Annotated in this window: 12 protein-coding genes; 10 read left to right on the top strand and 2 right to left on the bottom strand. The window is 68.9% G+C overall.

Annotated elements, in window-relative coordinates; genetic code table 11:
• Window positions 1-51: 51 nt before the first annotated feature.
• Window positions 52-2,145 carry a bifunctional rhamnulose-1-phosphate aldolase/short-chain dehydrogenase gene (locus GGQ63_RS09055; protein ID WP_183854868.1) on the bottom strand — a complete coding sequence of 698 codons (2,094 nt, stop codon included), beginning with the start codon at window positions 2,143-2,145 and terminating at the stop codon, window positions 52-54.
• Window positions 2,146-2,407: 262 nt separating this feature from the next.
• On the opposite strand from GGQ63_RS09055, the gene GGQ63_RS09060 reads away from it, so the two are divergent.
• From GGQ63_RS09060 to GGQ63_RS09085, 6 genes are all read left to right on the top strand, one after another.
• The gene (locus GGQ63_RS09060; protein ID WP_183854870.1) at window positions 2,408-3,238 is read left to right on the top strand and encodes a DeoR/GlpR family DNA-binding transcription regulator; all 831 of its coding nucleotides are present in this window, start codon (window positions 2,408-2,410) and stop codon (window positions 3,236-3,238) included.
• Window positions 3,239-3,248: 10 nt separating this feature from the next.
• Window positions 3,249-4,760: a sugar ABC transporter ATP-binding protein gene (locus tag GGQ63_RS09065; protein WP_183854872.1), complete on the top strand. Its 1,512-nt coding sequence runs from the start codon at window positions 3,249-3,251 to the stop codon at window positions 4,758-4,760.
• Window positions 4,757-5,737: an ABC transporter permease gene (locus GGQ63_RS09070; RefSeq protein WP_183854874.1), complete on the top strand. Its 981-nt coding sequence runs from the start codon at window positions 4,757-4,759 to the stop codon at window positions 5,735-5,737. Before GGQ63_RS09065 ends, GGQ63_RS09070 begins: the two co-directional genes overlap by 4 nt.
• A 10-nt stretch (window positions 5,738-5,747) precedes the next feature.
• Window positions 5,748-6,695, top strand: a complete 948-nt coding sequence (locus GGQ63_RS09075) for an ABC transporter permease (protein ID WP_183854876.1) — start codon at window positions 5,748-5,750, stop codon at window positions 6,693-6,695.
• A 75-nt stretch (window positions 6,696-6,770) separates the two neighbouring features.
• A complete protein-coding gene (locus tag GGQ63_RS09080; protein ID WP_183854878.1) occupies window positions 6,771-7,877 on the top strand; it encodes an autoinducer 2 ABC transporter substrate-binding protein in 1,107 nt (368 codons plus the stop codon).
• Between the two features lie 528 nt (window positions 7,878-8,405).
• A complete protein-coding gene (locus GGQ63_RS09085; RefSeq protein WP_183854880.1) occupies window positions 8,406-9,782 on the top strand; it encodes an FGGY family carbohydrate kinase in 1,377 nt (458 codons plus the stop codon).
• 390 nt (window positions 9,783-10,172) lie between these two features.
• On the opposite strand, the gene GGQ63_RS09090 is transcribed toward GGQ63_RS09085, so the two are convergent.
• Complete coding sequence (locus GGQ63_RS09090) at window positions 10,173-11,018, bottom strand: MurR/RpiR family transcriptional regulator (RefSeq protein ID WP_183854882.1); 846 nt, start codon at window positions 11,016-11,018, stop codon at window positions 10,173-10,175.
• Between the two features lie 141 nt (window positions 11,019-11,159).
• Between GGQ63_RS09090 and GGQ63_RS09095 the strand changes: the two genes are divergently transcribed.
• The 4 genes from GGQ63_RS09095 to GGQ63_RS09110 all read left to right on the top strand — a co-directional run bounded on the left by GGQ63_RS09095 (window position 11,160) and on the right by GGQ63_RS09110 (window position 14,963).
• Window positions 11,160-11,954 (top strand): N-formylglutamate amidohydrolase, encoded by a 795-nt coding sequence (locus GGQ63_RS09095; protein ID WP_183854884.1) that lies wholly within the window; start codon window positions 11,160-11,162, stop codon window positions 11,952-11,954.
• Window positions 11,947-12,459: a TRAP transporter small permease subunit gene (locus GGQ63_RS09100; RefSeq protein WP_183854886.1), complete on the top strand. Its 513-nt coding sequence runs from the start codon at window positions 11,947-11,949 to the stop codon at window positions 12,457-12,459. The genes GGQ63_RS09095 and GGQ63_RS09100 overlap by 8 nt, the downstream gene beginning before the upstream one ends.
• Window positions 12,456-13,781: a TRAP transporter large permease gene (locus GGQ63_RS09105; RefSeq protein WP_183854889.1), complete on the top strand. Its 1,326-nt coding sequence runs from the start codon at window positions 12,456-12,458 to the stop codon at window positions 13,779-13,781. The genes GGQ63_RS09100 and GGQ63_RS09105 overlap by 4 nt, the downstream gene beginning before the upstream one ends.
• 105 nt (window positions 13,782-13,886) lie before the next feature.
• The gene (locus GGQ63_RS09110; protein WP_183854891.1) at window positions 13,887-14,963 is read left to right on the top strand and encodes a TRAP transporter substrate-binding protein; all 1,077 of its coding nucleotides are present in this window, start codon (window positions 13,887-13,889) and stop codon (window positions 14,961-14,963) included.
• Window positions 14,964-15,010: the final 47 nt, after the last annotated feature.

A 15,010-nucleotide genomic window follows, 5' to 3' on the forward strand; every position in this document is an offset into this window, starting at 1 on the left:
GCGGGCGGGCGGTTCCGCCGGCCTCGACCGGCCGAGCCCTTCGGCCCGCTGCTACCGGCTGAAGCTCGCGGCGTTGCCGGCGTCGACATTGATGATGTTGCCGGTCGATTTGGCGGAGAGATCGGCGACGAGGAAATAGACCGCTTCCGCGATGTCCTCGGGGAAGACGCTGCGCTTCAGGAGCGAGCGGTTGCGGTAGAACTCTTCGAGCTCGTCCTCGCGGATCCGGTTCGAGGCGGCGCGCTGCTGGCGCCATTCGCCCTGCCAGATCTTCGAGCCGCGCAGCACCGCATCGGGATTGACCGTGTTGACCCGGATGCCGTCCGGCGCGCCTTCGAGCGCCAGGCAGCGGGCGAGGTGGATCTCCGCCGCCTTCGCCGCACAATAGGCCGAGGCGCCGGCCGAGGCCGCGAGGCCGTTCTTCGAGGCGATGAAGACGATCGCGCCGCCGAGCCCCTGCCGCTTCAGGATGCGGAAGGCCTCGCGCGAGGCGAGGAAATAGCCCGTGCCGAGGATCGCCATGTTGCGGTTCCAGGTCTCGAGCGTCGTCTCCTCGAAGGGCGCGGCGGACGAGATGCCGGCATTCGAGACGAGGATGTCGAGCCCGCCATACTCCACCATCGCCGCCGCGAAGGAGGCGATCACGGCCGCCTCGTCGGTGACGTCGGCGACGACGCCGCGCACCATGTCGGCGCCGTAACCGGCGCCGAGCTGCGCCACCGCCGCTTCGAGCGCCGCCCGGTCGATGTCGGCGAGCACGACGGCGGCGCCTTCCGAGAGAAGCCGGGTCGCGATCGCCGAGCCGATGCCGCCGGCGCCGCCGGTGACATAGGCGATCCGGCCGGCGAGGCTTCTCGGCTTCGGCATGCGCCGAAGCTTCGCCTCCTCGAGCAGCCAGTATTCGATGTCGAACGCTTCCTGTTCGTCGAGGCCGACATAGGTCGAGACGGTCGAGGCGCCGCGCATCACGTTGATGGCGTTGACATAGAACTCGCCGGCAATGCGCGCGGTCGCCTTGTCGCGGGCAAAGGTGATCATGCCGATGCCCGGGACCAGATAGACGACCGGATTGGGGTCGCGCATCGCCGGGCTGTCGGGATGGCGGCAGCGCTCGTAATAGGCGGCGTAGTCGGCGCGATAGGCGGCGATCGCTTCCGGCAGACCGGCGAGCGCCGCGTCGGGATCGTCGGCCGCCGGATCGAAGGGAACCACCAGCGGCCGGATCTTGGTGCGCAGGAAATGGTCGGGACAGGACGTGCCGAGCGCGGCGAGGGCCTCGAGGTCGCGCCCGCCGACGAATTCGAGCACCGGGCCGCTGTCGTCGAAATGGCCGACCTTCTTCTCGTCCGATGCGATCAGGGCGCGGATCGCCGGCATCAGCCGCGCCGCGACGGCGCGGCGGCGGCTCGCATCGAGCGGGGCGTGGGCGACGCCGCCGAAGACCGGCTTCCCCGCCGTCTCCTCGGCGAACCAGGCGATCGCGCGGTTGATGATGCGGAGCGTCGTCTCGTAGCAGTCCTTCGCGGTGTCGCCCCAGGTGAAGAGCCCGTGGCCGCCGAGCACGACGCCCTTGGCGGCCGGGTTCTCACGCGCGAAGCGCGACAGCCACAGGCCGAGCTCGAAGCCCGGCCGCTTCCAGGGCAGCCAACCGATCTCCCCGCCATAGATCGCCGCCGTCAGCGCCTCCGAATTCGCCGCCGCGGCGATCGCGATCACCGCGTCCGGATGCATGTGGTCGACATGGCGATAGGGCAGATAGGCGTGCAGCGGCGTGTCGATCGAGGCGGCGCGCGGATTGAGGCCGAAGGTGCAGTGCGGCAGGAGGCCGACCATCTCGTCCTCGTGTGCGACGCCGCGATAGAGCCGGGGGAGCGCGTCGAGCTTCGCCTGATAGAGCGTCGCGAAGCCGTCCTGCTTCATCGAGCCGAGATCGCCGCCCGATCCCTTGACCCAGAGCACCGTGACCGGCTCGCCGGTGAGCGGATCGGTCTCCGCGATCTTCGCGGAGGTGTTGCCGCCGCCGAAATTGGTGATCCGCTTGTCGGCGCCGAGGAGGTTCGAGCGGTAGAGCAGGCGCCCGGCCTCGCTCATCGCGGCGGCCTTCGCATCGTCCCAGCGGTTCTCGATGAGGGTGGCGGGTGACATGATCGGTCTCGACGGCTGAAAAGCGGGGGCGCAGCTTCGACGACGGCCCGGACGGCGGAGCGCGCCGACCGCAGCACGTCATCCTGTGTCAGGCGACCCCTCGGCTGTCAATCATTTCAGATCACAGTCCGTCATATTGCATCGCATCCTTGCGGCGTGCGGTCTATTGCAGCGCAATACTGCGATGCAAAACGATCGACTTTGACCGATTGTGATTGACACCCGCGGCAAAGCTTGGATGATCCGCTGCGGGAGGGGTTTCATGCACGAGATCGAGCGGCACAGGATCATCCTCGGCGAGATCGCCCGCCGGCCGGTCGCGACGATCGGGCGGCTCGTCGAGCTCACCGGCGCCTCCGAGGCGACGATCCGGCGCGACATCAACACGCTCGATATCGAGGGCCGCATCCGCAAGGTGCGCGGCGGTGCCGGCGCGCTCACGCGGCCGCAGGAGCGGCTCGATCCGCTCGCCACCCCGGCCTTCGAGGCGACCCGCTTCGTCCATCTCGCCGCCAAGCGGGCGATCGCCCGGCGCGCCGCCGAACTCGTCGCCGACGGCGAGCCGGTGATCGTCAATGGCGGCACCACGACCTATTGCCTCGGGCCCTTCTTTGCCGACCGCTCGCTCGACGTGCTCACCAATTCGCTCGATCTCGCGCTCTATCTGATCGCCAACAGCGCGTGCCGGGTCGTGCTGCCGGGCGGCGACGTCCATCGCAAGCAGCGGATGATCGTCAGCCCCTACGAGTCCGATACCGCGATCGAGCATTTCTACGCGACGAAGTTCCTGCTCGGCGCGCACGCCATCCGGCCGCAGGGCCTGATCGAGGGCGACCCGACGCTGATCAAGGCCGAGCAGAAGATGCTGAAACAGGCCGACGAGGTGATCGCGCTGGTCGACGGCTCGAAATTCGAGCCGCGCGGCAGTCTGATCCTCTGCCCGCTCGCCGAGCTCGACCGGGTGATCACCGACCGATCCGCGCCGGCGGACGCGATCGCGATGCTCGAGGACGCCGGCGTCACGGTCGACGTGGTCGATGCGGAGGAGCGTGCCGACGAACGCTCCGAGCAGCGTCTGGCCGCAACGGGCTGAGGGGAGGGGAATGACCGAGCCGATCCTCGCCCTTTCCGATATCGCCAAGTCCTTCGGCGGCGTGCAGGCGCTGAAGGGCGTCTCCTTCGACGTCCGCCCCGGCGAGGTGCACGCCCTGCTCGGAGAGAACGGCGCCGGCAAGTCGACGCTGATCAAGGTGATCGCCGGCATCCACCGGCCCGATGCCGGCGAGATGCGCGTGGCGGGCGATCGGGTCCACTTCGCCTCGCCGCGCGATGCGGCCGCCGCCGGCGTCGCGGTCGTGCACCAGGAATTGCTGCTCTTCCCCGATCTGACCGTCGCCGAAAACATCTTCCTCGGCCATGCGCCGCGCACCCGGCTCGGCACGATCGACTGGGGCCGCATGCGCGCCGAGGCACGCCGCCTGCTCGACGAGCTCGACAGCCCCGATCTGGACGTCGACCGGCGGATCGGCTCGCTCTCGGTCGCCAACCGGCAGCGCGTCGAGATCGCCAAGGCGCTGTCGCAGAACGCCCGGGTGCTCGTCATGGACGAGCCGACCGCCGCGCTGTCGGACGCGGATGCGCGGCGCCTGCTCGACGTCGTCCGCCGGCTGCGCGACCGCGGCGTGGCGATCGTCTATGTCAGCCACCGCATGGCGGAGATCTTCGCGCTCTCGAACCGCGTCACGGTGCTGCGCGACGGCGCCTATGTCGGCACGCGCGACACCGCCGCGATCACCGAGGCGGGCCTCGTCGAGATGATGGTCGGCCGCTCGATCGACCAGCTCTTCCCGAAGACCGATGTGCCGATCGGGGCGCCGGTGCTCGAGGTCCGGGGCCTGTCCTATCGCGACGTCGTCACCGACATCTCCTTCACGCTGCACGCCGGCGAGATTCTCGGCATCGCCGGTCTGGTCGGCTCCGGGCGCACCGAGACGGCGCTGACGATCTTCGGCATCACCCCGGCGACCGCGGGCGAGATTCTGCTCGACGGCAAGCCCGTCGCGATCACCAGTCCCGGCCAGGCGCGCGATCTCGGCATCGCCTATGTGCCGGAGGACCGCGGCCAGCAGGGTCTCGTCCGGCCGCAGACGATCCGCGAGAACCTCTCGCTCGCCATTCTCGGCCGCATCGCCAGGGGCGGGTTCATCGACACGGCGCGCGAGAAATCGCTCGCCCACGACCTCTTCGCCCGCTTCGGCGTGCGCGCCCGCGGCATCGAGCAGCGCGTCCGCCAGCTCTCCGGCGGCAACCAGCAGAAGGTCGTGCTCGCCAAATGGGTGGCGACCGAGCCGCGCGTCCTGATCATGGACGAGCCGACGCGCGGCATCGATGTCGGCGCCAAGGCCGAGATCCACGCCCTGATGAGCCGGCTCGCCGGCCAGGGCCTCGCCATCCTGATGATCTCGAGCGAACTGCCGGAGGTGCTCGGCATGAGCGACCGCGTCCTCGTCATGAGCGGCGGCCGGATCGTCGCGCGCTTCGATCGCGACGGCGCCGATCCGAAAGTGGTCGGCGCGGCGATGACCGGCTCCGCCGGCGGCGAGGCCGCGGCATGAGCGCGGCGGCGGCCCCTGTTCCCGCCCGCAGCTCGGCGCTCCGCCGGCTCGTCTCGGGCTACGGCCAGGAGCTGATCATCCTCGCCGCGATCGTCGCGCTGATGATCGTCGTCGGGCTCTACAATCCCCGCTTCATGTCGCAATCGAACCTGACATCGATCTTCGCCGGCAACGCCTATATCGCGGTCGCCGCGATCGGCATGTCGATGGTGATCATCTCCGGCAATATCGACGTCGCGGTCGGCTCGCTGATCGGCGTGCTCGCCGTGCTGTCCGGGACGCTCGCCGTCGGCGGCTATCCGATCTGGGTGGCCTGGGCGGCGCCGGTCGTCGTCGGCATCCTCGTCAATGCCGGGGTCGGCGCGCTCGTCGCCTATGCCCGCATCCCCTCGATCGTCGTCACGCTCGGCATGCTGTCGATCCTGAAGGGCGGCCTCATCTCGGTCACCGCCGGCGCCTGGATCACGGGTCTGCCGGAGGGCTATGCGATCGCGCAGGCGCGGCTCTTCGGCGTACCGGCGCCGGTCTGGTTCATGGTCGTGCTGACCATCGCCGCCGCCTGGTGGATGCGCAATTCCGGCTTCGGCCGCACCATCTATGCGATCGGCGGCAATCCGGAAGCCGCGCGCGCCTCCGGCATCCGTATCGAGCGCTCGATCGTCGCCGTCTTCGCGATCCACGGCTTCTTCGTCGGCATCGCCGCCGTGCTCTTCGCCACCCAGCTGCAGGTCATCCAGTCGACCGTGCCGCCCAATCTCGAACTGACCGTGATCACCGCGTCCGTCGTCGGCGGCGTGTCGATCCTCGGCGGCACCGGCACGGTGATCGGCTCGACGCTCGCGGCGATCCTCTTCGCGGCGATCGGCTCCTCGCTCATCTTCTTGAATGTCTCCGCCTACTGGCTGCGCGCCGTGCAGGGTCTGCTGATCCTCGCCACCGTGCTCGCCGACATGGCGCGGCGCCACCGGATCCGCTGAGGAGGCGAGCATGACCGCAGCGCTCCGCCCGTTCCTGCGTCACGAGGCGATCCTCTTCGTCCTGCTCGTCGCCGCGCTCTTCGTGCTCGCCGGCCAGTCGGACCGCTTCTTCACGATCGCCAACCTGCTCAATCAGGGCCGGCTGATGACCGAGATCGGCCTCGTCGCGCTCGCCATGACCTTCGTCATCGTGACCGGCGGCATCGATCTCTCGGTCGGCTCGATCCTCGGGCTGTGCGCCATCCTGCTCGGCGTGTTCTGGCAGAATCTCGGCCTGCCGCTGCCCCTCGCCATGGGGCTCGCGGTGCTCGTCGGCGGCGTCGCCGGCCTCGTCAACGGGCTGATCATCACCCGTTTCCGGGTGCCGCCGCTGATCGCCACGCTCGCCACCCTCGCGCTCTATCGCGGCCTCGCCGAAGGCATCAGCCAGGCCCGCTCGGTGCGCGGCTATCCCGACTGGTTCTTCGTGCTCGGCCAGGGCGACCTCGCCGGCGTGCCGACCCAGCTGTGGATCCTCGGCCTCCTGACCCTCGTCGCCGGTGTCGTGCTCGGCATGACCGCCTTCGGCCGGGCGACCTATGCGATCGGCGCCAACGAGACCGCGGCGCGCTTCTCCGGCGTGCCGGTCGACCGGGTCAAGATCGCCATCTACACCGCCTCCGGCCTCGTCGCCGGGCTCGCCGCCGTGATCTTCGTGTCGCGCGTCTCGACCACCCGCTCCGACATGGGCACCGGGGTCGAGCTCGATGTGATCACCGCCGTGGTACTCGGCGGCACGTCGATCTTCGGCGGCCGCGGCACCATCATCGGCACGGCGATCGGCCTCGTGCTCATCCAGGCGCTGAAGAACGGGCTCGCGCTCGCCGGCGTCAAGGGCGACGGCACGATCGTCGTCATCGGCCTCGTGCTCATCCTCGCGATTCTCGCGAGCAATCTCTTCAGCCGGGAGGACGGCTGAGCAGACGGCGACGCCCGCGGGAGGCGGGCGGCGCCGGGGGAACGGCAACGCGACGAAGACGTGGAGGAGAAGACCATGCTGAAGAAGACACTCGCTTTCGCCCTCGGCCTCGGCCTGATGAGCGGCGCGGCCTATGCGCAGTCGGCCTGGACCGGCGGCGACGACCTGCCGACCAATCCGCTCGCCTGCGACGGCACGCCGGCCGCGGTCGCGTCGAAGCCCTATGACGGCGGCAGCCCGACCAATGCGCCGGACCGCAAGGGCAAGCCGCTCAATGTCGTCGATGTGCCGAAGCTGATCGGCATCGGCTATTTCAACGCCACCTCGAAGGGCATCGCCGACGCCGCGGCCGAGCTCGGCAATGTGACGGCGAAGACAGACGGCCCGACCCAGGCCAATATCGACCAGCAGATCTCGTTCATCGACAACTACATCACCTCGGGCGTCGACGGCATCCTGTTCGCCGCCAACGATCCGGTGGCGATCGCCCCGGTGCTCAAGAAGGCGCTCGCCGCCGGCATCAACGTCGTCGGCTACGACGCCAACTCTCAGCCCGACGCCCGCCAGTGGTTCGTCAACCAGGCCGAGTTCAACGGCATCGCCAAGGCGATGATCGATTCGCTCGCCAAGGAGTCCGGCGAGGACGCTTCGTTCGCCATCGTCACCTCGACCTTCACCACGCCGAACCAGGCGCGCTGGATCGCCGAGATGGGGGCCTATGCCGCCAAGTGCCATCCGAACCTGAAGTGGCTCGAGACGGTCGAGGCGCAGGAGGACAATGTGCTGTCCTTCAACCAGGCGACGACGCTGATCAACAAGTATGGCGACGAGCTGAAGGGCATTCTCGGCATGACCTCGGTCGCCACCCCGGCCTCGGCCGAAGCGGTGACCCAGGCCGGCAAGTGCGGCTCGATCGCGGTCGTCGGCCTTGCGACGCCGAACGCCATGAAGCCCTATGTCGAGAAGGACTGCGTCAAGTCGGTCGTGCTGTGGAACCCGGTCGATCTCGGCTATGCGGCGATGTACGTGCTGCGCGCCGTCGCCGACGGCACGCTCGAGCCCGGCGCCACCTCCGTCAAGGCCGGCAAGCTCGGCGAGCTGCAGGTGATCAACGGCTCGGAAATCCTGCTCGGCGCGCCCTTCGTCTTCACGAAGGAAAACATCGGCAATTTCGACTTCTGAGCCCGTTTCCCCTCTCCCGCCTGCGGGGGCAAGAGCAGTTCCCCTCTCCCGCTCGCGGGAGAGGGCTTCGCCTCTTGGTGAGCGAAGCGAACCTGGATGCGAAGGGTGAGGGTGTTCCGCTTCGTCGGCGGAAGAGAAGACCCTCACCCCGACCCTCTGCCGCGCAGCGGGAGAGGGGGTGGAAACGGCCTTCTACCGCGAGCGGGAGAGGGGCCTCATCCGCTGCGCTCTTCCGCCCGACCGGTGGTCGGCCGCAGTTCTGCACAGTCCGTGCCGCCCCCTCTCCCGCGCGCGGGAGAGGGCTTCGCCTCTTGGTGAGCGAAGCGAACCTAGATGCGAAGGGTGAGGGTGTTCTCCTTCGTCGACGGAAGAGAAGACCCTCACCCCGACCCTCTCCCGCGCGGCGGGAGAGGGGGTGGAAGCGGCTTTCTACCGCGAAGCGGCAGAGGGCACGAAGGGCCGTTCGATCTCTGGAGACGTGATGCCGATCGTCGCCCCGTCGACCGCCGGAAGAGGCTGAGGCGCGCCGTGCCGCGGAGCGCCGTCGCCGTCCTCGACATCGGCAAGACCAATGCGAAGCTCGCCCTTGTCGACCGGGAGAGCGGCGCGCTCGTCGATCGCATCGCGACACCGAACACGGTCGTGCGCGGCGACGTCTATCCGCATTATGACGTCGAGCGCCTCGCCGCCTTCCTGTTCGACGGGCTCGCCGCCTTCGCCCGAAACGCGACGATCGAGGTGATCTCGACGACGACGCATGGGGCGGCGGTCGCGCTCCTCGACGCCGAGGGGCTGGTCCTGCCCATCCTCGATTACGAGCATCCGGGTCCCGATGCGGTCGCGCAGGCCTATCGGAGCCTGCGCGGCGACTTCTGGGAGACCTTTTCGCCAGACCTTCCGGCCGGGCTCAATGTCGGCCGGCAGCTCTACTGGCTCGAGGAGACCTTTCCCGCCGCCTTCGACCGGGCGAGCGCGATCCTTCTCTATCCGCAATACTGGGTCTGGCGGCTCTGCGGGGCGCTGGTCTGCGAGCCGACCTCGCTCGGTTGCCACACCGACCTGTGGAACCCGCGGGCGGGCGGCTTCTCGCGTCTCGCCGTCGATCGCGGCTGGGCGCGGCGGATCCCGCCGCTCGTCCATCCCTCCGATACCGCCGGGCCGATCCGCCCGGAGCTCGCCGACCGGCTCGGCCTGCCGCGCGGCTGCCGCGTCGTCGCCGGCATCCACGATTCGAATGCCAGCCTGCTGCCGCACATCGTCGCCCGACGGCCGCCCTTCGCGGTGCTCTCCTCCGGCACATGGCTGATTCATTTCGCGGTCGGCGGCTCGATCGAGGGGCTCGACCCGGCGCGCGACTGCCTCGCCAACACCGATGCCTTCGGCCGCCCCGTGCCCTCGGCGCGCTATATGGCGGGGCGCGAATACGACATTCTGACCGGCGGCCTGCGGGGCGAGCCGACGCCGGCCGAGATCGCCCGCGTCGTTGCGGCCGGCATCATGGCGCTGCCGTCATTCGCCGGCCGGACCGGGCCGTTCGGCCTCGGCGAGGGCCGCTGGACGGTCGATCCGGCGACGCTGTCGGCGGGCGAGCGGATCGCCGCGGCGAGCCTCTACTCCGCGCTCGTCTCGACGACCTGTCTTGCGCTCACCGGGGCGGACGGACCTTCGATCGTCGAGGGGCCGGTCTCGCGGAACGCCGTCTACCTCGCCGCGCTCGCCCGCCTGACCGGCCGGCCGGTGATCGCCCGGCCCGACGCGACCGGCACCACGGAGGGCGCCGCCCTGCTCGCCGCCGGCCCGCGGGCGGCACCGCCCCCGCTCGACGACCCCGCCCCGGTCGCGCCCCTGCCGATCGACCTGTCCGCCTATGCGGCGGCGTGGCGAAGGGCGGCGGAGGAGGGGTAGGGCCACGCCACCGGTTACCTTCCCGCGCGCTGTTGCCCCCTCTTCCGCAAGAACCACGGCCGGGCCCGCCCTCTCCCGCCGGCGAAGTCGGCTGTTGCCGACTTCGCCTTTTCCGCGCTCGGCTCGGCAACAGCCGAGCCGAGTGGGGAGAGGGCGGGGGTGAGGGCTTTTCTTCGGTCGGCTGAAGAAGAGCACCCTCACCCTTCGCATCTAACCTCGCTTCGCTCGCTAAGATGCGAAGCCCTCTCCCGCGGGGCGGGAGAGGGGCCGGCCGGCCCCTCTCTGGAGCAGAGGCGGCCCGCCTAGGGGGCGAGGCGCACCCGTTGGACCTCCTCTCCCGCCCCGCGGGAGAGGGTCGGGGTGATGGACTTCCTCGGGTTGAAGTGCCCTCTACGCCTCGCCGCGCAGCCGCTCGAGCGCGGCGAGGCGGTCGCGGGCCGCTTCGCCGCGCTCCGCCACCACGGCGGCGACGAGCGCCTCGGCGACCGCCATCAGCGCCGCGGAGGAATCCCACACCGAGGGCACGACGACATGCGCCGGCAGCACGTGTTTCGCGACCTTGGAGATCGGCGACAGCCACTGGTCGGTCATCAGCACGATCGATGCGCCGCGCTCCGCCGCCCGCTCGGCGAGGGCGAGGAGGTCGCGCGAATAGCGGCGGATGTCGAAGATCAACAGCACGTCGCGGCGGCCGACATCGAGCAGCCGGTCGCGCCAGGCCTCCGGCTGGCCGGTCATGCGGCGGACCTGCGGCCGCAGCACGCGCAGATGCGCGGCCATATATTCGGCGAGCGGGTCCGTGAAGCGGCCCCCGAGCAGGTGCAGCGGCCGCCGCGGATCGGCGAGGAGATGCGCCGCGGCGGCGAATTCGGCGCGCGGCAGATTGGCCATCGTCTCGGCCAGATTGGCGGCGGCCGCCGCGGTAAAGGCCGCGAGCAGGTCGTCGCCGGCCGCCGCGCCGGCGAGCCCCTTGGTGAGCGGCGGCGCGGCCCGCGCGGCGAGTTCCGCCTTCAGCGCATCCTGGAAGGCGCCATAGCTCGGGAAACCGAGCTTCGCCACCATGCGCAGGACGGTCGGGGCGGAGACGCCCGCCGCCTCGCCGAAGCGGGCGGTCGTGTCGAGCCCGGCGAGCGGATAATCGGCAAGCAGACGATGCGCCGCGCGCCGCTCGTTCGGTGTCATCCGGTCGAGCGCGCGGCGAAGGCTGTCCGCGACCGAGGCCGTCCCGCTCGTCATCCATGCCTCCTGCCCAATCGGTATGCGTGTGATGCCGTCATTTCAGAATTGACGGCCTCGGCGCTTATTGTAACGTCTATTCCAGAGCGGCGCACAAGATCGGAAAGCGATCGGCGCCGCGGGAATGCGGGGAAATCGGACGTGACGTCTGGACTTCTGGCCGAGGGTGAGGCGTCGCCCGTCGAGCGGATCGACGGGACCGGCGGCGCTTATGTCTTCGTCTGCGAACATGCCTCGAACCGGCTGCCGGCGTCGCTCGGCGATCTCGGCCTGCCGGCCGAGGCGCTGCGCGCGCACATCGCCTGGGACCCCGGCGCCGCGGCGATGACGCGCCGTCTCGCCGCGCATTTCTCGGGCGACGCGGTGCTGCAGCGATATTCCCGTCTGGTGGTCGACTGCAACCGCGATCCGGACAGGCCGGACGCGATCAGCACCCTTTCCGAGACGACGCCGATCCCCGGCAATGCCGGCCTCTCCGAGGCGGCGCGCGCCGCGCGCATCGCCGGCTGCTGGACGCCCTTCCACGCCGCGGTGGAGGCGCTCGTGACCGGGCGGCTCGAGGCCGGGCGGCCGACCGCGCTCGTCACGGTGCACTCCTTCACGCCGGTGTTCCGCGGCGTCGCACGGCCCTGGCATGTCGGCCTGATCACGACCGAGGACCGCCGCCTCGCCGATCCGATGCGCGTCGCGCTCGCCGCCGATCCCGCGCTCGTCGTCGGCGACAACGAGCCTTACTCGGCGAAGGACCATGTCGACTACACGATCCGCCGGCACGGTCTCCTGCGCGGCATTCCGCACGTCATGATCGAGGTCCGCAACGACCTCGTCGCCGATGCGGCGGGCGTCGAGGCCTGGGCCGACCGGCTCGCGCGGGCGATCGAGGTCTTCGTCATGCCGGAGGCGGCGATGCAGAACCGGAGCGAGCGGCATGCCTGAACCGATCAAGGCCTTCGTGCGCGCCGTCGACCGGATCAATCTGGCGGTCGGCCGCTTCGCGATGGGGCTGTTCTTCGTGCTCGCGGCGATCCTGCTGTGGTCGACATTGTCGCGCGTCGTGCTCGGCGTGCCGGTCAACTGGGCACTCGAAGCCTCGCAATTCGTGCTCTCGGCCTATTACCTGCTCGGCGGCGCCTATTCCTTCCAGCAGGGCGCGCATGTCCGGATGGATCTCTTCTACGACCGGCTGTCGGCGCGCCGGCGTGCCGTGACCGATGCGATCACCATCCTCTTCGTCATCGCCTTCCTCGTTGTGCTCCTCGCCGGCGGCATTTCGAGCACGCATTACGCCTTCACCTTCGGGCAGAAGAACTACACCGCCTGGGCGCCGCCGCTCTGGCCGATCAAGCTCGTCATGACGATCGGCGTGCTGCTCATGCTCCTGCAGGCGATCGCCAGCTTCTTCAAGGATCTCGCGATCGCGCGGGGGAGGCCCTTCGCATGAGTTCGGAGCTCATAACGCTCTTCATGTTCGCGACGATGATGCTGCTGCTCGCGACCGGGCAGCGTGTCTTCGGCGTGATCGGCTTCGTCGGCACGATCGCCGCGCTCTGGCTGTGGGGCGACGGCGCCTTCGAGATGCCGTTCAACGCCACCTTCCAGGTGCTCAACTGGTATCCGCTGATCACCGTGCCCTTCTTCGTCTTCATGGGCTATGTGCTGTCGGAATCGGGCATCGCCGGCAATCTCTACCGGATGTTCCATGTCTGGTTCGGGCCGGTGCGCGGCGGCCTGGCGCTCGGCACGATCGGCCTGATGGTGGTGATTTCCTGCATGAACGGCCTGTCGGTCGCCGGCATGGCGATCGGCGCCACCGTGGCGCTGCCGGAACTGCTGCGCCGCCGCTACGACAAGGTGCTGATCACCGGCGTGATCCAGGGCGGCTCCTCGCTCGGCATCCTCATTCCTCCGAGCGTCGTCCTCGTTCTCTATGCGATGATCGCCCGCCAGCCCGTGCTGCAATTGTGGCTCGCCGGTATCCTGCCGGGCCTGCTCATGGCGGGCTTGTTCGCCCTCTATATCTACATACGCTGTCGCATCAATCCGGCCCTCGGTCCGGCGCTCTCAGCCGAAGAACAGGCGCAGATCAGCTGGCGGCAGAGGCTCTCGCTGCTGCGCGAGGGGCTGCTGCCGCTCGCCGTGTTCGGCGTCATGATGGGGCTGTTCCTCACCGGCGTGACGAGCCTTGTCGAGAGCTCGGCGGTCGGCGCGCTGCTCGCCACGCTCGCTGCGGCGGTCGAGCGGCGGCTGACGTGGAAGGTGCTCGAAATCTCGACCCGGAACACGCTGACGATCAGCTGCATGTTCCTCTGGATCATTCTCGGCGCGCTCTGCTTTTCCTCCGTCTATGACGGGCTCGGCGCGGTCAAGGCGATCGGCAATCTGCTTCTGAACAGCTGGGATCTGTCGCCCTGGACGATCCTCGTGCTGATGCTGCTCTCCTTCATCGTGATGGGGATGTTCCTCGACGATACGGCGATGCTCGTCATCGTCGCGCCGCTCTACATCCCGCTCGTCCGGCAGCTCGGCTTCGATGCGATCTGGTTCGGCATCCTCTACACGATCACCTGCCAGATCGCCTACATCACCCCGCCCTTCGGCTATAACCTCTTCCTGATGCGCGCGCTGGCGCCGCCCGAGATCACGCTGGGCGACATCTATCGGTCGATCGTTCCTTTCGCCCTGCTGATGGTTCTCACCATTGTCATTCTGATGATCTTTCCGCAGATCGCGCTCTGGCTGCCGCATCTCTATTCCGGCCGGTGAGCCACCAGAGGAGACCTCGAGCGTCGAGTTACTTCCATTTTTTCTACCGGCGGGACGGGGCCTCCGCATCCCGCCGAGGCGACGACAACAAAGGAGACAGGGAAGATGAACAGCGACGGCCCCTCGAAGAAGCTGAACAAGCGTGAGTTCCTGAAGTCCGCCGGCCTCGTCACCGCCACCGCGGCGGGTGCGACGACGCTCGCCGCGCCCTATGTCAAGGCGCAGTCGCCGATCACCTGGCGGCTGCAGACCTATGCCGGCCCGGCGCTCGCCGAACACGTCATCAAGCCGTCGATCGACGCCTTCAACAAGGCGGCGAACGGCGAGATGACGATCGAGCTGTTCACGGCCGACCAGCTCGTGCCGCAGGGCGAGCTGTTTCGCGCCGTCCAGTCCGGCACGATCGACGCGGCGCAGAGCGACGACGATTCGATGGCTTCGCCGGTCGATGTGGCGATCTTCGGCGCGTATTTCCCTTTCGCCTCGCGTTATTCGCTCGACGTGCCGGTGCTGTGGAACTGGTATGGCCTGAAGGAGATCTGGCAGGAGGCCTATGGCGAGGTCCAGGGTGTCACCTGGCTGTCGGCCGGCGCCTGGGACCCTTGCAACTTCGTCACCACGAAGCCGATCCGCAGCGTCGCGGATCTGAAGGGCCTGCGCGTCTTTACCTTCCCGACCGGCGGACGCTTCCTGACCCGCTTCGGCGTCGTGCCGGTGACGCTGCCCTGGGAAGACATCGAGGTAGCGATCCAGACCGGCGAACTCGACGGCGTCGCCTGGTGCGGCGCGACCGAGGCTTATACGGTCGGCTGGGCCGACGTGAACAAGTACTACCTCACCAACAACATCAATGGCGCCTGGGCCGGCTCCTATTTCGCCAACACCGAGAAGTGGAATGCGCTGCCCGAGCATCTGAAGACGCTGTTCAATCTCGCCATGGACAGCTCGCACTATTACCGGCAGCACTGGTACTGGTGGGGTGAGGCGCACTACCGGACGACCGGCGGCAAGCTCGAACTGACCACCATTCCCGAGGCGGAGTGGAAGACGGTCGAGGACGAGGCGCTCAAGTTCTGGGACGAGATCGCCGCGACCGGCGAGCGCAACAAGAAGGTGGTCGACATCCTGAAGAATTACGCCGAGACCATGCGCAAGGCCGGTGCGCCCTATCGCTACGGCTGAGGACGACGGGAGGGAGGGCGTCGCCCTCCCTCCGCCCGACGACGACA

Source organism: Prosthecomicrobium pneumaticum, from assembly GCF_014199915.1.
Lineage (GTDB): Bacteria > Pseudomonadota > Alphaproteobacteria > Rhizobiales > Kaistiaceae > Prosthecomicrobium > Prosthecomicrobium pneumaticum.